The following is a 25,934-nucleotide window of genomic DNA, read 5'->3' on the forward strand; positions in this document are numbered from 1 at the left end:
CGGCCGTGCCGGCGCGGCTCTCTCCGCCGGCACGCCTTTCCCTTATTATCAGGAGTCGCCCATGAGCGTGCTGCCCGATTCATGGATTTTTACCGCCAGCTGCCCGAGTAAATTAGGCACGGTGGATGTCGTGACCCGGTTTATGGCGGAATCGGGTCACTATATTAATGAGATTCATTCGTTCGACGACCGCGTCAGCCACCACTTTTTTATTCGCGTCGCTTTCTCGCCAGCCGCGCACTTCAGTACCGATATATTTCGCGATAATTTTACGCCGCGCGTCACCCCATTTGAGATGCAGTGGCAGCTTACCCCGCCGCAGCATCGCGAACGCGTAGCTATTCTGGTCTCTAAATTTGATCACTGCCTGAACGATCTGTTATTCCGGCATCGCACCGGGCAATTAACTATCGATGTGCCGCTGATTATTTCAAACCACCCCGATCTCTGCTCACTCGCGGAATGGCACGGCATCCCCTGGTACCACCTGCCGGTAAATAATGCGAATCGCGCAGAACAGGAAACGCAGATTCTGGCTCTGCTGGAACAATATAATATCGACCTGGTGGTTCTGGCACGTTACATGCAAGTTCTTTCACCGCGGATGTGTGAAAAGCTCGACGGTAAAGCCATTAATATTCATCACTCTTTGCTGCCGGGATTTAAAGGCGCACGTCCTTATCATCAGGCGTGGGAGAAAGGAGTCAAAATGGTCGGTGCCACGGCGCACTACGTTAATAATGATCTGGATGAGGGACCGATTATTACGCAGGGTATTCAGAGTGTGGATCACGCGCTCTATCCCGACGATCTTATCAGCCGCGGACAGGATATTGAACGCGTCACGCTATTTAATGCGGTACGTTATCACGTCGAGAAACGCGTATTTTTAAGCGGCAAGCGCACGGTGGTATTTAGTTAGCCGGTGCAGTGTTGAATATAACTGTGCAGCGAATGCACCAGCAGGCTGCACGCTTTTATCTTTTTGCGGAAAACAGGGTAATCAGGGATTGATCACGACATTAAGCGTTAAATAAAACAGAACCTGGCCTGACAGCAGCGCCGGTTTTTAACAACAACACGTAAGTCGCGAGGAAATCACTATGGCGGATTCCAGAGATCCGATGACGCCTGATGGCGAAGTATCGCCCTATGATACTGACTATCAGGTAGGGCAGGATAATATTATCGTGAACGTCGGGCCATTTGGCCTCGATATTCACAACCGGGTATTCGCTATATCCGGCATCGCCGTAATCGTATTCGTTATATTAACGCTGGTGTTTCAGAGTGATGTTGCCCCGCTGTTTAAAGGCATGTTGAGTTGGCTTACCACCCGACTCGACTGGTTCTTTCTTTCTGCCGGTAATATCTTCGTGATCATCTGCCTGGGTCTGGTTTTCTCCCCGCTGGGCAAGGTGCGTCTCGGCGGCACCCTCGCCCGACCCGATTACAACTATGTCACCTGGTTTTCGATGCTGTTTGCCGCCGGTATGGGCATCGGCCTGATGTTTTACGGCGTCTCGGAGCCGCTGTCACACTTCTCCAGCGCGATGGGCGGCACGGTGGCTGAAAATGGCGCACGTACCGACTGGGCGCCGCTGGGCGGGGCCGGTGGTTCGGCAGAGGATGCGACGCGACTGGCTATGGCAGCGACCATATTCCACTGGGCGCTCCATCCGTGGGCAATCTACGCCGTTCTCGCTTTGGGGCTGGCGCTCTTCACCTTTAACAAAGGCCTGCCGCTAACCATCCGCTCGCTCTTTTATCCGCTGCTGGGGGACGCCGTATGGGGCTGGCCCGGTCATCTGATCGATATTCTTGCCGTGCTGGCCACGCTGTTTGGCCTCGCCACCTCGCTCGGGCTGGGTGCCTCGCAGGCCGCATCCGGACTCAATTTCCTGTTTGATGTACCGCTGGGGCAAACCACGCAGATTGTACTGGTGATCGCGATTACCGCTATCGCCACCTTTTCCGTGGTTGCCGGACTGGATGCCGGAGTACGGCGCTTATCAGAAGCGAACATGATCCTCGCCGGTCTGCTGCTGCTGTTTATTATCGTGGTCGGCCCGACCATGCTGCTGTTCAGCGGCTTTTTCTCCAATCTCGTCTCCTACATTGAGTTCCTGCCCGCGCTCTCTAATCCGGTCTCCCGCCCCGACAGCAACTTCGCCGCCGGCTGGACCTCCTTCTACTGGGCGTGGTGGATCTCCTGGTCGCCGTTTGTCGGCATGTTTATCGCGCGTATCTCACGCGGCCGCACCGTACGGGAGTTCATTGTCTCAGTGCTGCTGGTGCCGTCGCTGGCGTGTGTGCTGTGGATGACGGTGCTGGGCGGCACGACTATCCATCAATATTTTACCGAAGGGTATCAGAGCATTGCCGATGCGATTCTGCCGCTGCAGCTCTTTACCATGCTCGACACGCTGCCGCTGGCAAAAATTACCTGCGTGGTTGCTATCATTCTGGTGGTGGTGTTCTTTGTCACCTCGGCTGACTCCGGCACGCTGGTGATCGATATCATCGCCTCCGGCGGTAAAATCGAGTCCCCTACCGCGCAGCGCGTCTTCTGGTGCGTGTTTGAAGCGCTGGTGGCGATTGCGCTGATCCTCGGCGGCGGGCTGGATGCCCTGCAGGCGATGGTGGTCTCGACCGGATTGCCCTTTGCGCTGGTGCTGCTGGTCGCGTCGGTCGCGGTTGTAAAGGGATTGCTCTCTGAGCCACGCCCGACGCGCCCGGCTCCCGCCGTGCGCAATCAATAGCACGTAAGCAGGCGGATAGCCGACCGGGCTATCCGCCGCTACCGCTGCATAAAGGGAGATCGTCATGCAGGCCGGACATCAGGAAATCATCGATTTTATTCAGCGCTATCCGCCGTTTAACACCCTGCCGCTGACGGCGCTGGCACGGATCGCAGCCACTCTTGAGGTGAGCTATTTCAAAGCCGGCACGCCGATCCTCACCTTTGGTCAGCAGGTTGACGCCTGGTATCTCATCCGCAGCGGCGCAGTGGAGATTTATCGCCGCAACGGCGACCTCTATAATCGCCTCAGCGCTGGCGGCTATTTTGGTGAGTTCGGCTTATTGCGTGAGAACAGCGTGCGCTTTCCGGTTACCGCTCTGGAAGATACGCTGACCTATCTGATTCCCGCCCCGGTTTTTAATGAGCTGTTCAGCAAATATGAAGAGTTTGCCGACCTGGTAGAGGTGGAAGATCGCACCCGGCTGCGGCAGACCGTCGCGCGTAGCGAAGAGGCGAGCGGCCTGATGACGTCGCGCATCGAGGCGCTGATCAGCCGGCCGCCGGTGACCATCGACAGCCGCGCTACGGTGTGTGAAGCCGCACAGAAAATGAGTAAAGAGGGCGTCTCATCCCTGCTGATTGTCACCCCGGAGGCGGATGGAGAGCGCTCCCGGAAACTGACGGGCATCGTCACGGATAAAGATCTGCGCGACCGGGTAATTGCCCGCGGCCTGAGCTTCGATACGCCAGTCGCGACCATTATGACCGGGCAGCTGACACACGTCAGTCACCACCAGCTGGTGTTTGAAGCGATGCTCATTATGATGCAGCACAACATACATCATCTGCCGGTGCTGAAGCAGGACCTGCCGGTAGGGGTGATTTCCCAGTCAGATATTATCCGCTATGAGTCGCAAAACAGCCTGTTTCTCGTCAGCCGTATTTTTCACTGCAACAGCATCAGTGAGCTGAGCGCGCTGAAAAATGAGGTCCGCGCCTGCTTTAGCCGCATCGTGCGTGAAGACGCCAATTCGCAGATGACGGGCCGCGCCATGGCGGTGATTGGACGCAGTTTTACGCAGCGGCTGCTGGCGCTGGCTGAAGCGGAGCTGGGGCCGCCACCGGTGCCCTACTGCTTTATCACGCTGGGGTCGATGGCGCGCCAGGAGCAGCTGCTGGTCACCGACCAGGATAACGCGCTGATCCTCGACAACCGGTATGATGCATCCCGCCATGAAGCCTATTTTATGGCGCTGGCGCGCCGCGTCTGTGACGGCCTGGCGGCGTGCGGCTATCACTACTGCAGCGGTAATATTATGGCCACCAACGGGCGCTGGCGGCAGCCGCTGGCCGTCTGGGAGGGATACTTTGATGAGTGGATCGACACCCCTTCCCCGCAGACATTGCTCGACAGCGCGATCTTTTTTGACCTTGATGCCGTATGGGGTCAGCTGGCGTGGGGCGAGCAGCTGAATAAGCGTATTATGCATAAAGTCCGGCACAACTCGCGCTTTCTCGCCTGCATGGCGCGCAACGCGCTGCTGCGTAAACCGCCGCTGGGGTTCTTTAAAAATTTTGTGATGGAGCCTTCCGGTCAGCATACGCAGTCTATCGATATGAAACGGCGCGGCACCGCGCCGCTGGCGGATCTGATCCGCGTGCATGCGCTGGCGGCCGGTTCAGCGGCTCGCAACTCGTTTGATCGGCTGCAGGATATTATGCAAACCGACCTGCTGCCGCACGGGCGCGGTCAGGATCTGCGCGACGCGCTGGAATTTATCTCGATGGTGCGTATCCGCCATCAGGCGCAGGATGTGGAGAGCGGTCAGGAGCCGGATAACCGCATTGAACCGCTTAATCTCTCTGAGTTCGAACGCAAAAATCTTAAAGATGCGTTTCAGATCCTGAGCAACGCACAAAAATTTCTCAAATACCGTTACCAGCCAGGCCGGAAAGTGTGAGGTAAACATGCTGCATATCAGTAAAGAGCTGCTGCGTTCCGCCCCTGCGCCAGCGCCGCGCACGGGAGTCGCGCCCGCGTGGCCTGCACTGCTGGCGCAGCAGGCCGCAACGGCACGCCACCCGGCGCTGCAGCACTACTATCGGACTGGCGTACCGGACGCCGCGACGCCGATCGGCGAGGTGCCGCTGCTGGCAATGGATTTTGAAACCACCGGTCTGAATACCCGGCGTGACGATATTGTCAGTATCGGCCTTATCCCTTTCAGCCTGACGCGTATCCGGCTGAGTGAAAGCGCACACTGGATCCTCAACCCGCGGGCCGATTTACGCCATGAATCGGTGGTGATCCACGGCATCACCCACGCGACGGTCGCGCAGGCGCCCGATCTGAGCGAGCGGCTGCTGAAGCTGCTGACGATGATGGCGGGCCGCGTCATGGTGGTGCACCATCGCGGCATTGAGCAGCATTTCCTGAACGCGGCGCTGCAGCGGCGCATCGGAGAGGGCATTATTTTTCCCTGTATCGACACGCTGGCGCTGGAGGGGCTACTCTGTCAGCACGCCCCGGTCAGCCGTCTGAAGAGACTCTGGCGCGGCAGATCACGTCCCTCGCTCTGCCTGCCGGAGAGCCGGGCGCGCTATCATCTGCCGCACTATCCGGCCCATAACGCGCTGACGGACGCGCTGGGCTGTGCCGAGCTGCTGCAGGCGCAGTGTGCCCACCATTTCCCGCCGCAGACGCCTTTGCGTGAGTTATGGTGCTGAGCCAGCCGCTTTTGCTACCATACGCCGGTAGTTATGCAGCCACTTGCCGCTATTGAGCCGCCACCAGAAGCAGAGACCGCGCACCGTCCAGTCCAGGAACATGCCAAGCCACACGCCGATCACCCCCATGCCCAGTTCGATACCCAGCAGGTAGCCTGCCACCACGCGGGCGCCCCACATGCTGAACATCGATACAAACATAGTATAGCGTGCATCGCGGGCGCCTTTCAGTCCGGCAGGCAGCACCCAGGAGGCGGTCCAGATCGGCATAAACGCGGCGTTGAGCCAGATCAGATGTTTTGTGACTTCAATCACTTCCGGATCGCGGGTATAGAAGCGCGCCAGCGTACCCGCCAGCGGCACGGTGATCAGCGCCAGCGTACAGAGCCCGACCATCGCCAGCCAGAATACATGCCTGATCTGCCGCTCCGCCTGAAACACCTGATTCCGGCCCAGACGCTTGCCGGTAATAATGGTAGAGGCCGAACCCAGCGCGTTGCCTGGCAGGTTAATCAGCGTGGCGATAGAAAAGGCGATAAAGTTGCCGGCGATTTCATTGGTGCCCATACCGGCGACAAAGATCTGCGTCAGCAGCTTACCGCCGTTAAACAGCACGGACTCAATACTCGCCGGCACCCCGATGCCCAGCACCTCCATCAGAATGGCGCGATCCCAGCGGCGAAAGTAGCTGCTGAGCGTAAGCTTCAGCGCCGGGCTGATACCGCGCCAGAGCGCATAGAGCACCGCCAGCGCCCCGATATAGCGCGAAATCGTCAGCCCGAGGCCTGCCCCGACGAAGCCCATCCCTTCCCAGCCCAGCGCGCCATAAATCAGCACGCTGCTGATAATGATGTTCAGGATATTCATGCCACCGTTGATCAGCATCGGGATTTTGGTGTTGCCCGCTCCGCGCAGGGCGCCGCTGCCGATCAGCGCAATCGCCGCCGCCGGGTAGCTCCAGGCGGAGGTCTGCAGATAGCTCAGCGCCAGCTGTTTAACCTGCGGATCGGCGCTGCCGGCGATGACGTCGATAATCAGGTGTCCCCAGAACTCAATCGCCAGCGCCAGCACCAGCGCCAGCACGGTCATCAGCCCCAGCGACTGCCGGGTGGCGGCGCGGGCGCGTTTACCGTTACGGCGCGCCAGGCTAAACGCCACCACCACCGTGGTGCCGAGATCGATAGCGGCAAAAAAGGAGATGATCACCATGTTGAAGCTGTCTGCCAGCCCGACACCCGCCATCGCCTCTTTGCCCAGCCAGCTGACCAGAAACGTGCTCAGCACGCCCATCAGCATCACGCAGAGGTTTTCAATAAAGATAGGGATCGCCAGCGGCGCGATCTCACGCCACAACAGCGTGCGGTACATCCGGCGCCGCGGATACCACGCCGTATTACGCACCGCCCGCATTACTGCCACACCGGGATTTTGCAAGAGAGTACCAAATCACTTTGGATAAGAGAGGAGAGGTAATGATGATAGGCGTCCGGCGATTATGCAAAGTCTTTGCAGCGGCCATTTAATCATTATTACAAACTTTTTATTTCTGCCCGCTTTGCGCAGCCGCGTTAATTTCTGCCTGCAATCATTCCGCTGGCAGAGCGTCACAGATTCTTAATTATGTCAGCCGCTTTATCCGCTATGCTCTGCTCAACCTGATCCATTTTCCTGAAGGAGAATCTATGCAAACACAACGGAACGGATTGACTGCCCATCAGGCACTGGATGAGCTGGAGCGCAGCTATGACGCAGCAGTGGACGCACTGCGCAACGCCATTCGCGACTTCACTGAACGGGGCACGCTGCCTGACGCAGAGCAGCGGCAGCAGGGGCTTTTTGTCTACCCGGAGCTGCGTCTGACCTGGCAGGGAGAGGGTCCGCAGCAGAACCGCACCCGCGCCTGGGGCCGCTTTACCCATACCGGCCGCTACAGCACCACCATCACCCGTCCTGCGCTGCTGCGCCACTATCTCAGCGAGCAGCTGCAGATGATTGAGAAAGAGTATGAGGTGCTGATTGAAGTGGGGCCGTCGCAGCAGGAGATCCCCTACCCTTACGTGATTGACGGTTCGGATCTGTCGCTGGACCGCTCAATGAGCGCCAGTATTGCCCGCCACTTTCCGACCACCGAGCTGTCGCAGATTGGCGATGAAACCGCCGATGGCCTGTTCAACGCCGATGCCCGCTTCCCGCTCTCCCACTTTGACGCGCTGCGCACCGACTTCTCGCTGGCGCGTCTGCGCCACTACACCGGCACGGCAGTAGAGCATTTCCAGCCTTTCGTGCTGTTTACCAACTACACCCGGTACGTCGATGAGTTTGTGCGCTGGGCGATAGAACAGGTGCAGGATCCCGCCACGCCGTATGACAGCCTCGCCTGCGCCGGCGATGTCGTGATCACGGCGGAAACGGCCGATCCGGCGGCGATGATGTCCGATCTGGCGTGGAAAAAGCATCAGATGCCCGCCTGGCATCTTACCTCGCCTAACCGGCGCGGGATTACGCTGGTCAATATTGGTGTAGGCCCTTCCAATGCCAAAACGATCTGCGACCACCTGGCGGTGACGCGTCCGCACGCCTGGCTGATGATTGGCCACTGCGGCGGCCTGCGCGAAAGTCAGAACATCGGCGACTATGTGCTGGCGCACGCCTACCTGCGTGATGACCATGTGCTCGACAGCGTGCTGCCGCCGGATATTCCGGTGCCCAGCATCGCCGAAGTGCAGCGTGCGCTCTATGACGCAACCAAGTCAGTGAGCGGCATGCCGGGTGAAGAGGTTAAACAGCGGCTGCGCACCGGTACGGTGGTGACCACGGACGATCGCAACTGGGAGCTGCGCTACGCCGCTTCCGCGCTGCGTTTCAACCTGAGCCGCGCCGTGGCGGTGGATATGGAGAGCGCGACCATCGCGGCGCAGGGCTACCGCTTCCGCGTGCCTTACGGGACGCTGCTGTGCGTATCAGACAAACCGCTGCACGGTGAGATCAAGCTGCCGGGTCAGGCGAATCGCTTTTATGAAGGGGCCATCTCTGAGCATCTGCAGATTGGCATCTGTGCGGTAGAGCTGCTGCGCGCCGAGGGCGATAAGCTGCACTCCCGCAAGCTGCGCACCTTTAATGAGCCGCCGTTCCGCTAACGCGCCGGCCAGCCATTATCAGCAGGGAAGCCCGGACGGGCTTCCCTTTTTTTCATCAGGCGCTGAGCCAGCCCAGCTTGATGACAAACAGCAGCGAGAGGATCACCAGTGCGCTATTCACTTCCCGGGCGCGGCCGCTCAGCAGCTTAACAACGGTCCAGGTAATGAAACCGAAGGCGATGCCGTTCGCAATTGAGTAAGTCAGCGGCATGGTCAGCGCCGTTACCGTTACCGGTGCCGCCGTCGTCACATCTTTCCAGTCAATTTCCGCCAGGCCCGATGCCATCAGCACGGCGACGAACAGCAGCGCCGGGGCGGTAGCCCAGACCGGTACGCTACCCGCCAGCGGCGAGAAGAACAGGCTCAGCAGAAACAGCGCGGCCACCACAATGGCCGTCAGGCCGGTGCGTCCGCCAGCGCTGACGCCAGCCGCAGATTCCACATAGCTGGTGGTGGTTGAGGTACCGAGCAGTGAGCCAAACAGCGCCGCCGCGCTGTCAGCAATCAGTGCGCGCCCCATTTTTGGCACGTTGCCCTGCTCATCCGCCAGACCTGCGCGTTTGGTTACGCCCAGCAGGGTGCCGGTATTATCAAACACATCAACAAACAGAAAGGCAAAAATAACGCTTACCAGCCCCACATTAAAGGCACCGGCAATATCGAGCTGCATAAAGGTCGGTGCGATTGAAGGCGGCGCGGAGAAGACGCCGCCAAACGGCGTCAGACCGATACCCATAGAGATAAAGGTCACCACCAGAATGCCAATCAGCACTGCGCCGGTCACGCGGCGCGCTTCCAGTACCACGATGATAAAAAAGCCGAGCAGCGCCAGCAGCGGCCCTGGTTTGGTCAGATCGCCCAGCCCGACCAGCGTTGCCGGGTTATCCACCACAATGCCGGCCCCTTCCAGCGCAATCAGCGCCAGGAACAGGCCGATACCGGCAGCGATGCCGGCGCGCAGCGGCAGCGGGATGCTGGCAATGATCCACTCGCGGATTTTAAAAATCGAGAGCGCAAAGAAGATCACCGCCGACAAAAACACCGCGCCCAGCGCAATCTGCCAGGTGTAGCCCATATGCAGCACCACGGTGTAGGTAAAGAACGCGTTCAGCCCCATGCCGGGCGCCAGCGCAATCGGATAGTTAGCAATCAGTCCCATCAGAATCGAGCCGATCGCCGCCGCCAGACAGGTCGCCACAAACACCGCCCCTTTATCCATGCCGGTCGCACCCAGAATAGAGGGGTTAACAAACAGGATATAGGCCATGGCGAGGAAAGTGGTGATCCCCGCCACGATCTCCGTGCGCACGGTGGTGTTATGCGCTTTAAGCTTAAACAGTTTCTCTAACATCATTTTCTCTCATGAGCGGAGACGCAGCGGCTGCGCGTTCTCACTGGCCAAAGTGGTTAACAGCTGATGGTTGTTGCTGAAAGCGAGCCTGCCGGACGTGAGGTGCCCCCTCCGCTTTCCCCTGTCCTGATAGCAATTGCTGTGCCATCTCCTGCGCAATCGTTTACGTTTTCCGTTGCGCATCCGGTTAAGAAAAGTCTGAACCAGAAAGAGGCGCGATTATGGTGCATTGCCCCGCTGCTGCGCAATCGTTTTCCTCGCTATCCGCTAAAGCACAATAATTTTGCGGTGCCGCACGCTTTCGCATTCTGCCTGGCGATATCGCTCACGTTTCTGCTGCACGATTCAGCAGGCTAATAACAGCAGGTTATAGTGCCTTTACTCTCTGCATGATAACGAGGCCGCACCATGAAGCCCGCGATACTGATCGTTGACGATGATCGTGCCATCTGCGAACTGCTGCACGATGTCTTGAGTGAGCACGTTTCCGCCGTGTATCGCTGCCACCTCGGGCGCGATGTTCAGGCGCTGCTGACGCAGCATGCGGATATTTCACTGGTGATGCTCGATATGATGCTGCCGGATACAAACGGGCTGCTGGTTCTGCAGCAGATCCAGCGCGAGCGGCCGGATGTGCTGGTGATCATGCTGACCGGAATGGGATCGGAAGCGGAGATGGTGGTGGGCCTGGAAATGGGTGCCGATGACTATATCGCCAAACCTTTCAATCCGCGCGTAGTCGTGGCGCGGGCGCGCGCCGCACTGCGCCGCAGCGGCAGGCAGGATGAACCAGGTGCTGTTATCCCTGCGGGCTGGCAGTTTAACGGCTGGCAGCTGGATGAGGTGCGCTGCCAGCTGCTGAATCCGCAGCGTGAAAGCGTGCCGCTGACGCAGGGGGAATATACGCTGCTGCGCGCGCTGGTCGCTCACGCCCGCAAAGTGCTGACCCGCGACCAGCTGCTGGAGCTGACGCACAGCGAAACGCTGGATGTCTTTGACCGCACTATCGACGTGCTGATCATGCGGCTGCGGCGCAAAATCGAAGCTAACCCGCATCAGCCAAACCTTATCCGCACCATTCGCGGCCTCGGCTATGTATTTTCAGCCGACGTGGTGCGCCCGGCAGCGCGCGTATCGCAGATCGCCTGATCCATCCAGCGCTGCATCTCCGGCAGCGGCCGGATGCCATCCAGCGCGTTCGCCGCGCGCAGGTTAAAGCAGGCGCAGGTGTGCGCCAGCTGCAGCGTGGCTGACAGCGTAAAACCTTCGTGGCTGGCGTACAGCACACCGGCGCAGAAAGCGTCACCCGCTCCCACGCTGCCGACAATGTCGCTGGCTTTCAGCTGCCACGCCGGCTGCCAGCACGCCTCTCCGCCCCTTTCTGCCCCCCACGCCCCTTCCGGCGCGTGGATCACCACGCGCTGACGCACCCCCTGCTGCAGCAGCCATGCACCCGCGGCGGCAAACGTCTCGGGCGGAGCAAGAGTGCCGCTGTGCCGCAGCGGGATGCCGGTCAGCGCCGCCGCCTCCAGCTCATTAATGATTAAATAGTCGAGCCAGCGCAGCGCCGGCAGCACCAGGCTGCGGTGATCGCCGGCGCGGGAGACCAGATCGAGCGAGGTCAGATAGCCGCGCTGCTGCATCTGCGCCAGCAGCCGCGCGCTGCGCGTGCCGAACTGCGCGTCGGGCCGGTCAAGCTGGTCGAGCAGCAGCAGATAGCCGAGGTGAAAGATGCGGTGCGGAGTAGTGAGGTCGCGGAAATGCGCCACATCAAGCAGCGCGCTGGCGCCGCGCGCGTGAAAAAAGGTGCGCTGACCATCCGGCGCGGTCATCACCTGCGTCATAGCGGTAGCCGCCGCGCGGGTGCGCGTTACGCCGCGGCAATCCACGCCCTCCTCACGCAGCCGCTGCAGCAGATAGTCACCGTCCGCATCCTCGCCGGTGATACCCGCAGCCGCCAGCGGTAAACCTGACTGCATGCGCGCCAGCGTCAGGATCACATTCGGCACCGCGCCGCCGCTGCAGCGCTCACGCGCCACAATTTCGGTCAGCCAGCCCTGCTCCGGCCAGTGCGTTATGCGCTGGACATGATCGACCAGCAGGGTGCCGGCGGCCAGAATGCCGCTGCGCGCCGTCATCTCAGGCGCGTCCGCTGCTGCCGAAAATCTGCATCTGCTGCGCGACCACGCTGCTGATACTGCGCTCCACCGCCATAAGCAGCTCAGCAAAGCTGTCATAGCGGGCGTCGCGCTGGCCAATCTGCGTTTCTATTGCGTCCAGCGCCGCCTGGGACATGCCGGTGTAGAAGTTGATTTTATGAATGCCGAGCGTAATGGCGCGGCGAAAATCGGCGTCGCTAATCCCCGAGCCGCCGTGCAGCACCAGCGGAATACCTGCCGCGCTGCGGATCGCTGCCAGCCGGTCAAAGTCGAGGCGCGGTTCGCCTTTATATTTGCCGTGCGCGTTACCGATCGCCACCGCCAGGCAGTCGATGCCGGTGCTCTGCACAAAATCAGCCGCCAGCGCCGGATCGGTAAATTTTGCGCTGTCCGCCTCACCGGTCAGCGCCCCGCCCTCGTCGCCCCCCACTGCGCCCAGCTCCGCTTCGACCGAGACGCCCACCGCATGACAGAGTTTTACGACCTCCTGCGTCTGACGCACATTCTCATCATAGCTCAGCCCGGAACCGTCAAACATCACCGAGGTAAAGCCCAGGCGCACCGCCTGCACCACCGCCTCAAAATGCAGACCGTGATCGAGATTGAGCACCACCGGAATCGCGTGCCGCGCCGCCTCGCAGCGAATCGCCGCGACCAGGTGATCGAGGCTGACATACTTAAAATGTACCTCTGCGAGGTTGATGATAAAGGGTGAACGCTGCTGCTCTGCTGCCTGAAACAGCGCGCGCAGAAAGTGAGTATCGAGGACATTAAATGCGCCCAGGGCGTAGCCGTGCTGCTGCGCATGGGCCAGCCCCTGCGCCAGAGATATCAGTGCCATGAAGTGCTCCCGTCACGTGAGGAGTAAATGGATGGTGCGGCGGTCAGGCAACCTGCCTGCCGCCGCGGCCCTCTCCCGCAGGCAGGAGAGAGGTTGCAGCCGGAAAATCTGCCGCGTTATTTTACTGTCCAGCCTTTGTAGCTGCTCACGTTGTCGCGATCGATCATCGTTACCGGAATCAGCACCGGTTTGTCGGGTGCAGCTTTGCCTTGTAGTATGTTGTAACCAATTTCCACCGCTTTCTCCGCCATCACCTGCGGGTCCTGCGCCGGGGTCGCCACAAACAGCGAGCCTTTACGCTTCAGCGCCTCTTCCCCGTCTGGCGAACCATCGACCCCGACAATAAAGAATTCGCTGCGCTGCGCCTGTTTTGCCGCCAGGTCGGCGCCGATGGCGGTCGGGTCGTTGATGGCGAACACGGCGTCAATTTTCGGATTAGCGGAGAGCAGACCGGTCATCACCTCCAGCCCGCCTTCACGGCTGCCTTTGGCGTTCTGGTTGTAAGAGAGCAGCTTAATATCGGGGTGCGTCTTCAGCTCGCTCATGCAGCCTTCAACGCGGTTCTGCACCGCTGAAACCGGCGGTCCGTTGATGATCACCACATTGCCCTTCGCCTTCAGCCGGTCAGAGATATATTTACACGCCATCGCGCCGGCCTGGGTGTTATCTGAGGTAATGGTGGCGTTAGCGCCATCTGCGGCCACGTCCACCGCCACCACGACAATGCCGGCGTCGCGCGCCCGCTTCACCGCTGGCGCAATGCCTTTGGAGTCGGCGGCGTTGAGGATGATCATATCGACTTTGGCGGCGATAAAGTTGTCAATTTGCCCCACCTGCTGACCGAGATCGTAGCCGCTGGAGACCAGCGTCACGTTAACCTTGTCACCTGCCAGCTCGCGGGCTTTCAGTTCGGCACCTTTAGTGATCTGCACAAAGAACGGGTTGGCGAGATCGCCTACGGTTACCCCTATCGATTTCAGCTCTTTTGCCTGTACCAGCGGCGCGCTCAGCAGCGTGGCGGCCAGCAGTCCGGTTATAATCGGATTAAAACGCATAGTTGATGTTCTCCTGCCTTTTTTATTGTCAGCGGTCCGCGGGATCGCCACCTGGAAATGTTCTGCCGGTCTTCAGCTGACGTGATGACGGGTACGGTATTTATCGATTAACACGGCGACGATGATCACGCCGCCTTTGATCACCAGCTGCCAGAAGTAGGAGACGCCCATCAGCGTCATGCCGTTGTTGAGCGTGGCAATAATCAGTGCGCCAATCAGCGTGCCGGTGATGGTGCCGATACCGCCGACAAAGCTGGTGCCGCCGAGGATCACCGCAGCAATCGCATCCAGCTCATAGCCCACGCCAAGGTTGCCATTGGCGCTGTAGAGTCGTGAAGCGCTCATCAGCCCCCCCAGCCCGGAGAGCAGGCCGCTCATGGCGTAGACAAAAATCAGTACCGCGCCGACTTTAATCCCGGTCAGACGGGCCGCCTGCATATTGCCGCCCACCGCATAGATATGGATGCCTAAAGTGGTCCGGCGCAGAATGAACCAGCAGAGCGCGATGACCGCAAAGGCGATGATGATCAGCCACGGCACCGGCCCGAGATAGCCGTTGCCTATCCATTCAAAATTGATGCTGGAGTTAATGACCGTTGTACCGTCAGCCAGCAGATAGGCGGCCCCGCGCAGAGCGGTATAGGTGCCTAGCGTGACGATAAACGGCGGCAGCCCGGCCCAGGCGACCAGAATGCCGTTGAACAGCCCCATGATCAGTCCGGCGCCCAGCGCCGCAGGGATCGTCAGGTTGGCAAAGGCGGGATCGAGCGACACCACCATCGCGACCACTGCCGTGGTGCCAAGCATGGAGCCCACTGACAGATCGATACCGCCGGTCAGAATGACAAACGTCATCCCCGCCGCCAGCACGATGTTGATAGAGGCCTGCCGGGTAATGTTCAGCAGGTTCGCCTCGGTGAAGAAATTAGGTGCGATAAAGCCAAACACCGCCACAATCAGGATCAGAATCGGCAGGATCCCCACCGTCTGCAGCAGGTCGCTCATTAACGCCCGTTTCAGCGTCGGGCTGGTTACGCGTGCGGTTTCGCTGGTCATTCCTTTCTCCTCAGGCTGTAACCGGCTGAGCGCCGGTGGCCAGTGTCATGATATTTTCCTGGCTGACGGCGTCGCCGCTCAGCTCGCCGGCAATGGTGCCTTCACGCATGACGTAGACGCGATCGCTCATGCCCACCACCTCCGGCAGTTCGCTGGAGATCATCAGAATCGCCACGCCCTGCTGCGCCAGCTGATTCATCATGCGGTAAATTTCACTCTTCGCCCCGACATCCACACCGCGCGTCGGCTCGTCCAGAATCAGAATGCGCGGCGCAATAGATACCCAGCGGGAGATCAGCAGCTTCTGCTGGTTGCCGCCCGATAGCCCGCCCGCGCGAACCTGCGCATGCGGCACGCGAATATTGAGTGAGGCGATAGCGTCAGTGGCGATCTTCTGCCCCTTACGCCGGTTCAGCAGGCCGTAGCTGGCGTCGCGCTCCAGCGTCGCCATCACAATGTTTTCGCGGGCGGCCAGTTCCAGAAACAGCCCCTGCTCTTTGCGGTTTTCAGTGAGAAAGCCGATGCCGCGCGCAATCGCCTCGCGCGGGGAGCGGATGTGCACTTTTTCCCCGTCAATCCAGATCTCGCCGCCGGCGGGCTGCTGCACGCCAAATATCAGCTGCGCCAGCTCGCTGCGCCCGGCGCCCACCAGGCCGGCGAGGCCGACAATCTCACCGGCCCGCACCGCCAGGCTGCTGGGGTGAACCTTGTTGCGGTCAGTCAGGTGGTTGACCGCCAGACGGATAGCGCCAAACGGAATGTCGCGCGCTTTGTTAAACAGATCGCTGAGCGGACGCCCGACCATCATGCGCACCAGTTCACTGGCATTGAGCTGCTCACGCGTCAGGCTGCCGACATACTCGCCGTCGCGCAGCACGCTGACGCGATCTGACAGCTCATACACTTCAGCCATGCGGTGACTGATGTAGATAATCGCCATGCCTTCGCTGCGCAGCCGCTTGATCAGCGCAAACAGCTGCTCTGTTTCCCGACTGGAGAGTGCGGCGGTAGGTTCATCCATCACCAGAATGCGGCTGTTGCGGTGCAGCGCGCGGGCGATCTCCACCTGCTGCTGTTCGGCGATGCTCAGACGGCCGACCAGGTCGGTGGCGCTGAAGCGCGCGCCGAGCCGCGCAATCACCTGCTGCGCCTCTTCCGCCATCTGCCGGCGTCTCACCAGCCCGCCGCGCGCAATCTCACTGCCGAGAAAAATGTTCTCTGCCACCGTGAGGTTGGGTGCCAGATTGATCTCCTGATAGATCAGCGTAATGCCCGCCGCCAGCGCCTCTTTAGGGCCGCGGATGGCGTACGGCTTGCCCTCAATCAGGATCTCTCCGCTGCTGGCGCTGTAGGCACCGGCCAGAATTTTCATCAGGGTGCTCTTGCCGGCCCCGTTTTCGCCCATCAGCGCGTGTACTTCACCCGGCCAGATAGTGAGATCCACGCCCTTCAGGGCGTAAAAGCTGCCGAAGCGCCGGGTAATACCGCGCATCTCCAGTATCGGTGCTGTCATTGCCGCGCTCCTGCTGCCGGATAGTGCTGAGCAGTGTCGCCGCGCAACATAAATGGAAAATGTCAGCGCCCGTTCATATTTGTCATATTGCCTCTGCGCGCCACTTTTATACTCGGCTGACGTTCCGCATTGCGAGGGGTGGCGCATGAGTCAGACTCTGCCGTGGTATGCCGGTGCCCGTGGTCGCCTGCTGCTGTTTAATCTGCTGGTGGTCGGCGTGACGCTGGCGGTCAGCCTGGTGGCGATTACCGGATTTCGCCACGCCGGCACGATTCAGGAACAGGCGCAGGCGCAGACGCTGGCCGATATGAATGGCAGCCTGGCGCTGGCGCGTGATACGGCCAACGTGGCGACGGCGGCGGTACGCCTGTCGCAGGTGGTGGGTGCGCTGGAGTATCAGAGTGAATCGGCCCGCCTGCAGCAGACGCAGCAGGCGCTGCAGCAGGCGCTGACGCAGCTGGCGGCGGCACCCGTGGCCAGGCAGCAGCCTGCCCTGCTCAGCCGCATTCGTGAGCGCAGCCAGATGCTGGAGCAGAGCATCACGCTGCTGCTGCAGCGGGGACATCAGCGCCACCTGCAGCGCAACACCATGCTGAGCGGGCTGTGGCAGGCGCAGCTGCTGCTGGACCGGATCTCAGCGCTTGCGAGCGACGCCGCTTTTCTGCCGCTGCGCCAGCAGAGCGAGAGCCTGCTGGCGGTGGCGATCCGCTCCGCCGCGCCGCAGGCTGCGGTGCAGCAGCTCTCATCCATTCTGCCGATCTGGTCAGCCCTGCCGCTGGAGGGCGTACTGGCGCTGCAGCGGGCGCGCTTTGTCCATGCCCTTCGCGCGCTGGAGCCGGTCGCCGCCGGGCTTGAGGAGAGCGACACCGGCATCGCCTACGCGACTTACCGTATCAAGGCGCTGGTGGCGATGCTCAATGAAGATATTACCCGCTATGTACAGCAGGTGGCGCAGCAGAGCGATGCGCGCAGCGCCAGCACCCACCGTGAACTCAACTCTGTCATCGGTTTTATCGCGCTGTTTATGCTGCTGGCGCTGCTGATCACCGGTTACGCCGGCTACTACATCTACCGCAATCTCGGCTCCGGCCTTACCGCTATCGCCCGCGCGATGACGCTGCTGGCGCAGGGGGAGAAAGGCGTCAGCGTACCCGGCCAGACGCGGCGCGACGAACTGGGCGATCTGGCGCGGGCGTTTAACGTTTTTGCCCGCAACACCGCCTCACTGGCGCACACCTCTTCACTGCTGAAAGAGAAAAGCACTCAGCTGGAGTCAACCTTTCTCGCCATGCGCGACGGCTTTGCGCTGTTTGATAACAGCGGTCAGCTGGTGGTCTGGAACGCGCAGTATGCGCAGCTGCTCGGTATTGCGCCGCATGAGCTGCGGCGTGGCCTGCACTATCAGCAGCTGCTGGCACGGCTGGATGTGCAGCTGCTCAGCCTGCAGGATGCGCAGGAGGTTAGGCTTTCAGACGGGCGGACGCTGGAACTGCGTTTCAGTCCGGTGCCGCGTCGCGGCATGGTCAACACCGTGCTGGAGCGCACCTCGCGAAAAGCGCTGGAAGAGGCGCTGCTGCATAGCCAGAAAATGAAAGCGGTGGGCCAGCTGACCGGCGGACTGGCGCACGACTTTAATAATCTGCTGGCGGTAATTATCGGCAGCCTGGCGCTCACCGCCGATCAGCTGCCGGCTGGCACGCTGGCTACCCGCATTGAACGCGCCCGCCAGGCGGCGGACCGCGCCGCGCAGCTTACCCAGCGACTGCTCGCGTTTTCCCGTAAACAGGCGCTCTATCCGCGGGCGGTCGCGGTCGTGGATCTGGTAGAGGATCTGCATTCGCTGCTGCAGCACACCCTGCTGCCCGGTCAGCAGCTGGTAACAGAAGCAGCACGCCCCGGCTGGCCGGCATGGATCGATGTCGGTCAGCTTGAAAATGCGCTGATGAACCTGGTGGTTAACGCGCGCGACGCGCTGCAGCAGCAGCCCGGTGAGATAGTGCTGCGCGTCTGGAACCAGCGCAAAGCGTCCGCGACGGGTAAACGCGAGTGGGTAGTGGTTGAAGTGATCGATCGCGGCTGCGGCATGTCAGCGGAGGTGCGTCAGCAGGTGTTCGAACCCTTCTTCACCACCAAGCCCACCGGCAGCGGCAGCGGGCTGGGGCTGTCGATGGTGTATGGTTTTGTGCGGCAGTCAGGCGGTGAAATTGCGCTGGAGACCGCGCCGGGCCAGGGTACCACGGTACGCCTGCTGCTGCCGCGTGCGGCTGAGGCGGTACAGCCGGTGGCGGCTCCTCCACCCACGCTGCCCGGTGCGAGCCGCGACCGGCTGGTGCTGGTGCTGGATGATGAACCCGCCGTACGGCAGACGCTGTGTGACCATCTGCATCAGCTTGGCTATCTGACGCTGGAGTGCGGCGACGGTGCCAGCGCGCTGGCGCTGCTGCAGCAGACCCCCGATATCGATCTGCTGATCAGCGATCTGATGCTGCCCGGTGCGCTCAGCGGCGCCGATGTGATACGTCAGGCGCAGCAGCAGTGGCCGCAGCTCGCCACGCTGCTGATCAGCGGGCAGGATCTGCGCCGGTCGCAGGTTACGCTACCGCTGTGCGAGCGGCTGGCGAAGCCCTGGCAGCAGGCGCAGCTGGTTCAGGCACTGGAGCGGGCCTGGCAGCGCAGCGCACGGCTTAATCGCGCGCGGCAGGCTGCTGCCACACCGCTTTCCCGCTGATAGCCTGCGTTCAGCACACCGCCACCCGGACAGTATGCGGCAGCGCCATGAGCGTTTCGCCGCAGGTAAAAATGAGATCTGACCGCTGCCGGTCGGGATGCGGATGCTCACGCAGATAAGCGAGCACTGCCGGCGGCAGCTGCGGTGCAACCGCGCGCGTTTCACGCAGCCCCTCGCCGCTGAGACGCAGCGTCAGGCCGCCGTTCAGGCCTGGCAGCTCAATAATCAGCGTGCGGTTATGCCCGGCGGCAGCCTGCCCGGCCATCAGAGTGGCGGGATCGGGATTCGCACGGGCGTGACTCAGGGCCAGCGAGGCGTTGCAGGCGGCGACAAGCGGCATGCCGGTACAAAAATGCAGCGAGCTGCGCAGCGCCACACTCTCAATCTGCGGATCGAGCCACAGCGTATCTGCTCCCTCTTCCCGCGTCAGCAGCAGCGCGCTGGCGGCAGAGGAGAGTTCGCGCTGCCCTGGCATCAGCGGCAGCGACACGATAACGCCTGGCTCGCTCATCGCTTTGCGGACGCGGCGTGACGCCTGCTGAGCATCCGCGACGGAATAATGAAAACTGGCCAGTAAAGTCATGGGTCCTCTCCGGATGCCGGAATAAAAAATAAACAGCCGGGCGCTTTCAGCGCCGTGTCCGGCTGCCCCGCCCGTTTTGATGAACGCTCAGGATGCGCGCGGCAGATGACAGCGCGGTGAAGATGGCGTGACGGCATGATGAATCAGCCGCGGCTGCTGAGGCTAACGCATCAGGATGATTAATAAATGCATCTCGCGCCGCGCCGCTCTCCGCCAAGCACAAACCCGTCTTTCTGCTAACTTATTCAATACGGCCGCCTGTTTATATGAAGAAAAAATAATGAATTCAATCAGAACATCCCGTCAGTTCCGGCACAGTTTTTTGCGTCAGGTGGTCGCGCCGCTGCTCGCGATTCTGGTGCTGTCGTTTGCCGGGGCCGGCAGCGGACTTTACTGGGGGACATCCGTAACCAACAGTGAAGCGCGTGAGCAGCAGCAGCGTATGATTGCCGCCTCATTCGACCAGAGCCTCAGCGAGCATTTGCGCCAGCTGCGCAGCCTGACGCGCTGGTCACCGCTCGCCACTCATCTGACGCTGCGTGACGCCGACCGGGCGTGGCTGGATCAGAACGTCGGCAGCTGGCTTTATGAGATGTTTGCCCATCAGCTGATTCTGCTGCTGGACAGCAGGCAGCAGCCGGTTGCTGCCTGGCGCAACGGTGAGCCGGTCAGCCTGCAGGCAGTCGGCCCGTGGCTGCGCGACCTGCTCGCCACGCCGCTGGTAGCCAGCGCGGCGGGCGCAGACGATCGGGCCGATTTTGTGCGCATCGCCGGTCGTGCTGCTGCACTGGCCGTGGGTGAAATCAGCGCGCCTGATACAACAAACCGGTTTAGCCTGGTAAGCGTCGCGTTTCTTGACGACGGCTATCTGCGCCACCTTTCCGATCGCAGCCAGCTGGCGCAGCTGCACTTTAGCAACGCGCCGCCCACCGATAGGGAGATGGCTTTCTGGCCCCTCGCATCGCAGAGCGGGCAGCGGGTAGGCTATCTGAGCTGGCAGCCCGATAAGCCCGGCGCGCAGATGCTGCGCACGATCGTGCCCTCAACGCTGCTGTCGGTGCTGATTATCACCCTGCTCTGCCTGTTTATGGTACGGCGCATCTGGACCTCCTCGCTCAGCCTGTCGCAGTCGCTGGTCCGGCTGGGTGCCAGCGAGGCGCAGGCGCAGCACCTTGCGTTTCATGACGTGCTGACCGGCCTGCCCAACCGTGCGCTGGTAGAAGATCGCCTGACCCAGGCGCTGGCCGCGGCGCTGCGGCACGATCGCCGCGTGGCGCTGCTGCTGCTCGATCTCGATCGGTTTAAAAATATCAATGACACCTGGGGCCATCACGCCGGCGATGAACTGATCCGCGAGGTAGCACGGCGCCTGAGCGAGATTGTGCGCACCAGCGACACCGTGGGACGCATCGGCGGCGATGAGTTTATTATCGTGATGCCGGATACGGAGACTATCGGCCAGGTGCATACGCTGGCGCAGCGCATTATCAGCACGCTCAGCGCCCCTTATCATCTGCTGGGCAATGAGCTGTGGGTTGGCGTCAGTATCGGCCTGGCGCTGGCACCGAAAGATGGCGTGGACCGGCTGGAGCTGATGCGTAAGGCGGATATCGCGCTGTATGACGCCAAAAATCACGGGCGCGGTCAGTTTCGCCAGTTTGAGAAAGCGATGGATGAGTCGCTGCGTACCCGGCAGGAGCTGGCAGCAGAGCTGCGTCAGGCGCTGGTTAATTTTACCGGGCTGGCCGTCTGGTATCAGCCGCTGATGGAGATTAACGGCGAGCGCGTTGTCGGCGTTGAGGCGCTGCTGCGCTGGCACCATCCGACCCGGGGCGATATCTCCCCGTCTGACTTTATCGCTATCGCCGAAGAGACCGGGCTGATCCTGCCGCTCGGCGAGTGGGTGCTGCGTGAAGCGTGTAAGACATCGCTGAAGCTGCCGCAGGTGGTGGTGGCGGTGAACGTTTCACCGGTGCAGTTTCGCAGCAGCGGCTTTGTCTCCCGGCTGCTGGAGATTGTTGCGAGCGAAGGCGCCGATCCGCAGCGCCTGGAGCTGGAGATCACCGAAGGTGTGCTGATTGAGGATGAGCATGCGGCCCGCAGCTCTATCATTGCGCTGCGCGAAGCGGGCTTCCGTATCGCGCTGGATGATTTTGGCACCGGCTACTCCAGCCTTAACTATCTGAGCAGTTTCCCGGTCGATAAGATTAAAATCGACCGCTCATTTACCCAGTCGCTCGGCGTGGCAGATAACTCAACCGCGATTATTGAATCAGTCGTTCGGCTGGGGCACGCCATGGGCCTGACCGTCACCGCCGAAGGTGTGGAAACTGAAGGACAGATGCACGCCCTCGCCAATGCCGGCTGTAACCAGCTGCAGGGCTATCTGTTCAGCCACGCCGTGCCGCTGACCGAGATTGAAAAAATGGTATAGGTGCCAGGGACGCATAAACGATGCCAGGGACGCATTAATGCGTCCCCTACGGGCACCGGGGATACGTTATTTATCGCGCCCACACACAATTTTGTAGGGGCGCCATTTATGGCGCCCTGGTAACAACCGGGCTCGGCGCATAAACGGCGCCAGGGACGCATTAATGCGTCCCCTACGGCAGCACCGGAGATACGTTATTTATCGCGCCTGCACAAAATTTCGTAGGGGCGCCATTTATGGCGCCCTGGTAACAACCGGGCTCGGCGCATAAACGATGCCAGGGGCATATAAACGATGTCAGGGACGCATTAATGCGTCCCCTACGGACACCGGAGATACGTTATTTATCGCGCCTGCACACAATTTCGTAGGGGCGCCATTTATGGCGCCCTGGTAACAACCGGGCTCGGCGCATAAACGGCGCCAGGGGCATATAAACGATGTCAGGGACGCATTAATGCGTCCCCTACGGCGGCACCGGAGATACGTTATTTATCGCGCCCGCACAAAATTTCGTAGGGGCGCCATTTATGGCGCCCTGGCTACAGTCGGGTACGGCATATAAACGATGCCAGGGACGCATTAATGCGTCCCCTACGGCGGCACCGGGGATGCGTTATTTATCGCGCCCGCACAAAATTTCGTAGGGGCGCCATTTATGGCGCCCTGGCTACAGTCGGGTACGGCATATAAACGATGCCAGGGACGCATTAATGCGTCCCCTACGGACACCGGGGATGCGTTATTTGTCGCGCCCACACAATTTCGTAGGGGCGCCATTTATGGCGCCCTGGCGACATCCAGGTACGGCGCATAAATGATGCCGGGGGCGCATAAATGCGCCCCCTACGGCGGCATCAGATAGGGCGGGATCAGCGTTTGGGGCGTATAAGCTGGCTGGCAGTGTCACCGATAATCTGGGCCACGCCGCGATCGCCTTTAACCATGGAGGCCATAAAGGATTTCGCCTGCTTAAAAGTGATATGCGGCGGCAGCGGTGCCACTTCCGGATCGGTTTTCACCTCCAGCACCACCGGGCGGTTTGCGCTCAGCGCCTGCTGCCAGGCGGCGGCTAACTCATCCGGATTATCCACCACGATCCCCTGCAGGCCAAGACTCTCGGCAAAACGCGCGTAGGGCACATCCGGCAGCTGCTGTGACGCTTCGAAGCGCGGATTGCCTTCCATCACGCGCTGCTCCCAGGTCACCTGGTTAAGATCCTGGTTGTTAAACACGCAGACAATCAGCCGCGGATCGTCCCACTGCTGCCAGTATTTCTGAACAGTGATCAGCTCAGCCATATTATTCATCTGCATCGCCCCGTCTCCGACCAGCGCCACGACCGGTTTATCGGGATAAGCAAATTTGGCGGCGATCGCGAACGGTACGGCGGCACCCATGCAGGCAAGACCGCCGGAGAGCGTGGCGCGCTGCCCCTGCTTCACGCGATAGTCGCGCGCAAACCAGTTGGCACAGGAGCCGGAATCTGAGGTAACAATGGCGTTGTCTGGCAGTTGTGGCGACATCTCCCACACTACCCGCTGTGGATTAACCGGATTAGCTGGCGCCAGCGCCCGCTCCTCCATCAGCTGCCACCAGTCGCGCACCTGCAGCGCAATCTGCTCCTGCCAGTGGCGATCGCTTTTGTGCTGCAGCAGCGGGATCAGCGCCCGCAGGGTTTCAGCGCTATCTCCGTGCAGGTTGACTTCACAGGGGTAGCGCAGGCCCAGCATCGCCGGATCAATATCAATCTGTACCGCCCGCACTTTGCCCTCGGCAGGCAGAAACTCGGTCCACGGGAAGCCGGTGCCGATCATCAGCAGCGTATCGCACTCCTGCATCAGATCCCACGACGGTTTAGTGCCGAGCAGGCCGATCGAACCGGTGACAAAAGGCGCATCGTCCGGCAGCACATCTTTACCCAGCAGCGCTTTAGCGACGCCCGCACCGAGCAGGTTCGCGACCTGCACCACTTCCACTGCCGCGCCGCGCGCACCTGCGCCAATCAGTATCGCCACCTTGCTGCCGGCGTTGAGGACCTCTGCCGCGCGCTGCAGATCTGCCTCATACGGCACGATTTTCGGACGCTGGTAGCCAGGACCGGAGTGGGTAAAGCCGTGTGCGTGCTGCGGTGGCTGCCAGGTTTCATCCTGAATATCTTTCGGCAGGATCAGCACCGCCACGCCGTTCTGCGCTTTCGCGATGCGCACGCCGCGATCGACCAGATGCTGGATCTGCGCCGGTGCGGCCGCTTCCTGAACAAAATTAGCGACATCAGCAAACACGCGATCGAGGTTCATCTCCTGCTGATAGCTGGCGCCGCGCGCGGTCACTTCAGCCTGTCCGGCGATCGCCAGCACCGGTGCATGATCCATTTTGGCATCGTAAAGACCGGTCAGCAGGTGGGTAGCGCCCGGCCCGCCGGTGGAGAGGCAGACGCCGAGCTCACCGGTAAATTTGGCGTGACCGGCAGCCATAAATGCCGCCATCTCTTCATGCCGTACCTGGATAAACTCAATCCCGGCACCCGCTTTATTGGCGCGCTGGATAGCGCCCAGCACGCCGTTGATGCCATCGCCCGGATAGCCATAAATGCGCGTGACGCCCCACGCCTGCAGGCGCTCGACAAAAAAATCGCTGGTTTTTTTACTCATCCCGCTGCTCCCTTAAAGGCTGTTGTCAGCTTTTAAGGGTAGCTGACAGAAACGGGCGTGCAGAGGATCTGCCGGATTATGGCCTGACTGCGCCCGCTGGCTGCCTAACCCAGCGCCGGGGAGACCAGCGCAAAACAGTGCATATCTTCTGTCGGGCGCCAGGGGGTGCCGTGCACCATAATGTGCGGCGCATCGACCTGCTGCAGACCCAGCGTTGCCAGCCACTCCGCCAGACTGGCGTCTGGCGTATCCAGCCGGACAAACTGGCCGGTCAGCGTCTGCAGCAGCGCGGTAACGAGCGCCTGCGCCACGGTGCCGTCACGGGCGATAACCGGGCCGATGGTCCAGCCGCGGCCAAAGCGACGCAGGCTGGCAAAACCCTGTACTCCCTGCGCATCGCGTGCCAGCACGCTGCCAGGCAGCAACTGCTGCAGCAGACGCGCACGCTGCAGTCCGGTCGCCTGCCAGTCGGACGCGCAGAGTTCCGCACAGGCTGCGCTGCATGCCGGCTCCAGGCTTAGCGCTGGCGGCAGCGTTATAGCGGGAGGCGCGGCGAATGCCGCCGTCTGGTACTGCCATACCTGACCACACTCCCTGAATCCCAGCTGTGCATAAAGCCCTTTACCCATTTCCGTTGCATGCAGGCGCAGCGTGCAACCGGCGAAGCGCGTAATCAGCGCCTGCATTAACTTGCGGCCGATACCGCGTCCGCGCGCCTGCTGATCCACCACCACCAGACCGATGGTGGCTGCGCTGCTTCCCCAGCGCCAGCCAAGCGCGCAGCCGGAGAGTCGTCCCGCCTCCTCCATCACCACGCCTTCACCCAGCGCAATCAGCTGCTGCCAGTCCTCAGGACGGTGTGGCCAGCCCACCTGCTGCGTCAGGGCATAGCCCGCTGCGGCGTCGGCCGCCGTAATATCACGCAACGTCATGCTCATGCGGTTCCCCCTTAA

The 25,934-nt window shown here is 61.0% G+C and carries 18 protein-coding genes; 8 read left to right on the forward strand and 10 right to left on the reverse strand.

Features of this window, described 5'->3' with window-relative positions; translation table 11 throughout:
• Window positions 1-61: 61 nt before the first annotated feature.
• From purU to AC2CF9_RS04170, 4 genes are all read left to right on the forward strand, one after another.
• Window positions 62-922, forward strand: a complete 861-nt coding sequence (gene purU, locus AC2CF9_RS04155) for a formyltetrahydrofolate deformylase (protein ID WP_150016398.1) — start codon at window positions 62-64, stop codon at window positions 920-922.
• 181 nt (window positions 923-1,103) lie between these two features.
• Window positions 1,104-2,762, forward strand: coding sequence for a BCCT family transporter (locus AC2CF9_RS04160; RefSeq protein WP_150016399.1), 1,659 nt, complete (start codon window positions 1,104-1,106; stop codon window positions 2,760-2,762).
• A gap of 64 nt (window positions 2,763-2,826) precedes the next feature.
• Window positions 2,827-4,704, forward strand: a complete 1,878-nt coding sequence (locus AC2CF9_RS04165; RefSeq protein WP_484556309.1) for a DUF294 nucleotidyltransferase-like domain-containing protein — start codon at window positions 2,827-2,829, stop codon at window positions 4,702-4,704.
• 7 nt (window positions 4,705-4,711) lie between these two features.
• On the forward strand, window positions 4,712-5,470 hold the full coding sequence (locus AC2CF9_RS04170; protein ID WP_150016401.1) for a 3'-5' exonuclease: 759 nt from the start codon (window positions 4,712-4,714) through the stop codon (window positions 5,468-5,470).
• Here the strand turns inward: AC2CF9_RS04170 and AC2CF9_RS04175 are convergent.
• On the reverse strand, window positions 5,459-6,880 hold the full coding sequence (locus AC2CF9_RS04175; protein ID WP_484556310.1) for an EmmdR/YeeO family multidrug/toxin efflux MATE transporter: 1,422 nt from the start codon (window positions 6,878-6,880) through the stop codon (window positions 5,459-5,461). The genes AC2CF9_RS04170 and AC2CF9_RS04175 overlap by 12 nt on opposite strands.
• 272 nt (window positions 6,881-7,152) lie before the next feature.
• Between AC2CF9_RS04175 and AC2CF9_RS04180 the strand changes: the two genes are divergently transcribed.
• Window positions 7,153-8,607, forward strand: a complete 1,455-nt coding sequence (locus AC2CF9_RS04180) for an AMP nucleosidase (RefSeq protein ID WP_150016403.1) — start codon at window positions 7,153-7,155, stop codon at window positions 8,605-8,607.
• Between the two features lie 55 nt (window positions 8,608-8,662).
• On the opposite strand, the gene AC2CF9_RS04185 is transcribed toward AC2CF9_RS04180, so the two are convergent.
• Window positions 8,663-9,961, reverse strand: a complete 1,299-nt coding sequence (locus AC2CF9_RS04185; protein ID WP_217647492.1) for an NCS2 family permease — start codon at window positions 9,959-9,961, stop codon at window positions 8,663-8,665.
• 405 nt (window positions 9,962-10,366) lie between these two features.
• On the opposite strand from AC2CF9_RS04185, the gene AC2CF9_RS04190 reads away from it, so the two are divergent.
• Window positions 10,367-11,107 carry a response regulator gene (locus tag AC2CF9_RS04190; RefSeq protein ID WP_484556311.1) on the forward strand — a complete coding sequence of 247 codons (741 nt, stop codon included), beginning with the start codon at window positions 10,367-10,369 and terminating at the stop codon, window positions 11,105-11,107.
• Here AC2CF9_RS04190 and AC2CF9_RS04195 read toward each other — a convergent pair.
• The 5 genes from AC2CF9_RS04195 to AC2CF9_RS04215 form a co-directional block, all read right to left on the reverse strand.
• Window positions 11,050-12,096 carry a carbohydrate kinase family protein gene (locus AC2CF9_RS04195; RefSeq protein ID WP_484556312.1) on the reverse strand — a complete coding sequence of 349 codons (1,047 nt, stop codon included), beginning with the start codon at window positions 12,094-12,096 and terminating at the stop codon, window positions 11,050-11,052. The genes AC2CF9_RS04190 and AC2CF9_RS04195 overlap by 58 nt on opposite strands.
• A 1-nt stretch (window position 12,097) precedes the next feature.
• Window positions 12,098-12,958, reverse strand: a complete 861-nt coding sequence (locus AC2CF9_RS04200; RefSeq protein ID WP_150016406.1) for a ketose 1,6-bisphosphate aldolase — start codon at window positions 12,956-12,958, stop codon at window positions 12,098-12,100.
• A 116-nt stretch (window positions 12,959-13,074) separates the two neighbouring features.
• Complete coding sequence (locus AC2CF9_RS04205) at window positions 13,075-14,013, reverse strand: ABC transporter substrate-binding protein (RefSeq protein ID WP_484556313.1); 939 nt, start codon at window positions 14,011-14,013, stop codon at window positions 13,075-13,077.
• 72 nt (window positions 14,014-14,085) lie between these two features.
• On the reverse strand, window positions 14,086-15,069 hold the full coding sequence (locus AC2CF9_RS04210) for an ABC transporter permease subunit (protein WP_150016408.1): 984 nt from the start codon (window positions 15,067-15,069) through the stop codon (window positions 14,086-14,088).
• 10 nt (window positions 15,070-15,079) lie between these two features.
• The gene (locus AC2CF9_RS04215; protein ID WP_484556314.1) at window positions 15,080-16,582 is read right to left on the reverse strand and encodes a sugar ABC transporter ATP-binding protein; all 1,503 of its coding nucleotides are present in this window, start codon (window positions 16,580-16,582) and stop codon (window positions 15,080-15,082) included.
• A 145-nt stretch (window positions 16,583-16,727) separates the two neighbouring features.
• On the opposite strand from AC2CF9_RS04215, the gene AC2CF9_RS04220 reads away from it, so the two are divergent.
• Entirely contained in the window at window positions 16,728-19,310 is a 2,583-nt protein-coding gene (locus AC2CF9_RS04220; RefSeq protein WP_484556315.1) for an ATP-binding protein, read from the forward strand.
• A gap of 10 nt (window positions 19,311-19,320) precedes the next feature.
• Here AC2CF9_RS04220 and AC2CF9_RS04225 read toward each other — a convergent pair whose 3' ends face one another.
• Window positions 19,321-19,893: a phosphonate C-P lyase system protein PhnH gene (locus AC2CF9_RS04225; protein WP_484556316.1), complete on the reverse strand. Its 573-nt coding sequence runs from the start codon at window positions 19,891-19,893 to the stop codon at window positions 19,321-19,323.
• A 280-nt stretch (window positions 19,894-20,173) separates the two neighbouring features.
• Between AC2CF9_RS04225 and AC2CF9_RS04230 the strand changes: the two genes are divergently transcribed.
• A complete protein-coding gene (locus AC2CF9_RS04230) occupies window positions 20,174-22,327 on the forward strand; it encodes a putative bifunctional diguanylate cyclase/phosphodiesterase (RefSeq protein WP_484556317.1) in 2,154 nt (717 codons plus the stop codon).
• 872 nt (window positions 22,328-23,199) lie between these two features.
• On the opposite strand, the gene AC2CF9_RS04235 is transcribed toward AC2CF9_RS04230, so the two are convergent.
• Window positions 23,200-24,981, reverse strand: coding sequence for a thiamine pyrophosphate-requiring protein (locus AC2CF9_RS04235; protein ID WP_484556318.1), 1,782 nt, complete (start codon window positions 24,979-24,981; stop codon window positions 23,200-23,202).
• Between the two features lie 104 nt (window positions 24,982-25,085).
• Window positions 25,086-25,919, reverse strand: a complete 834-nt coding sequence (locus AC2CF9_RS04240) for a GNAT family N-acetyltransferase (protein ID WP_484556319.1) — start codon at window positions 25,917-25,919, stop codon at window positions 25,086-25,088.
• Window positions 25,920-25,934: the final 15 nt, after the last annotated feature.

The organism is Pantoea sp. SYBGC1 (assembly GCF_057197005.1).

Bases quoted from the DNA above. Each gene is read 5' to 3' on its own strand.
- AC2CF9_RS04225 (WP_484556316.1), bottom strand. From the start codon at position 19,893: ATGACTTTACTGGCCAGTTTTCATTATTCCGTCGCGGATGCTCAGCAG.
- AC2CF9_RS04185 (WP_217647492.1), bottom strand. From the start codon at position 9,961: ATGATGTTAGAGAAACTGTTTAAGCTTAAAGCGCATAACACCACCGTG.
- AC2CF9_RS04170 (WP_150016401.1), top strand. From the start codon at position 4,712: ATGCTGCATATCAGTAAAGAGCTGCTGCGTTCCGCCCCTGCGCCAGCG.
- AC2CF9_RS04215 (WP_484556314.1), bottom strand. From the start codon at position 16,582: ATGACAGCACCGATACTGGAGATGCGCGGTATTACCCGGCGCTTCGGC.
- purU (WP_150016398.1), top strand. From the start codon at position 62: ATGAGCGTGCTGCCCGATTCATGGATTTTTACCGCCAGCTGCCCGAGT.
- AC2CF9_RS04230 (WP_484556317.1), top strand. From the start codon at position 20,174: ATGAATTCAATCAGAACATCCCGTCAGTTCCGGCACAGTTTTTTGCGT.
- AC2CF9_RS04190 (WP_484556311.1), top strand. From the start codon at position 10,367: ATGAAGCCCGCGATACTGATCGTTGACGATGATCGTGCCATCTGCGAA.
- AC2CF9_RS04165 (WP_484556309.1), top strand. From the start codon at position 2,827: ATGCAGGCCGGACATCAGGAAATCATCGATTTTATTCAGCGCTATCCG.
- AC2CF9_RS04175 (WP_484556310.1), bottom strand. From the start codon at position 6,880: ATGCGGGCGGTGCGTAATACGGCGTGGTATCCGCGGCGCCGGATGTAC.
- AC2CF9_RS04205 (WP_484556313.1), bottom strand. From the start codon at position 14,013: ATGCGTTTTAATCCGATTATAACCGGACTGCTGGCCGCCACGCTGCTG.
- AC2CF9_RS04200 (WP_150016406.1), bottom strand. From the start codon at position 12,958: ATGGCACTGATATCTCTGGCGCAGGGGCTGGCCCATGCGCAGCAGCAC.
- AC2CF9_RS04160 (WP_150016399.1), top strand. From the start codon at position 1,104: ATGGCGGATTCCAGAGATCCGATGACGCCTGATGGCGAAGTATCGCCC.
- AC2CF9_RS04235 (WP_484556318.1), bottom strand. From the start codon at position 24,981: ATGAGTAAAAAAACCAGCGATTTTTTTGTCGAGCGCCTGCAGGCGTGG.
- AC2CF9_RS04240 (WP_484556319.1), bottom strand. From the start codon at position 25,919: ATGAGCATGACGTTGCGTGATATTACGGCGGCCGACGCCGCAGCGGGC.
- AC2CF9_RS04195 (WP_484556312.1), bottom strand. From the start codon at position 12,096: ATGACGGCGCGCAGCGGCATTCTGGCCGCCGGCACCCTGCTGGTCGAT.
- AC2CF9_RS04180 (WP_150016403.1), top strand. From the start codon at position 7,153: ATGCAAACACAACGGAACGGATTGACTGCCCATCAGGCACTGGATGAG.
- AC2CF9_RS04220 (WP_484556315.1), top strand. From the start codon at position 16,728: ATGAGTCAGACTCTGCCGTGGTATGCCGGTGCCCGTGGTCGCCTGCTG.
- AC2CF9_RS04210 (WP_150016408.1), bottom strand. From the start codon at position 15,069: ATGACCAGCGAAACCGCACGCGTAACCAGCCCGACGCTGAAACGGGCG.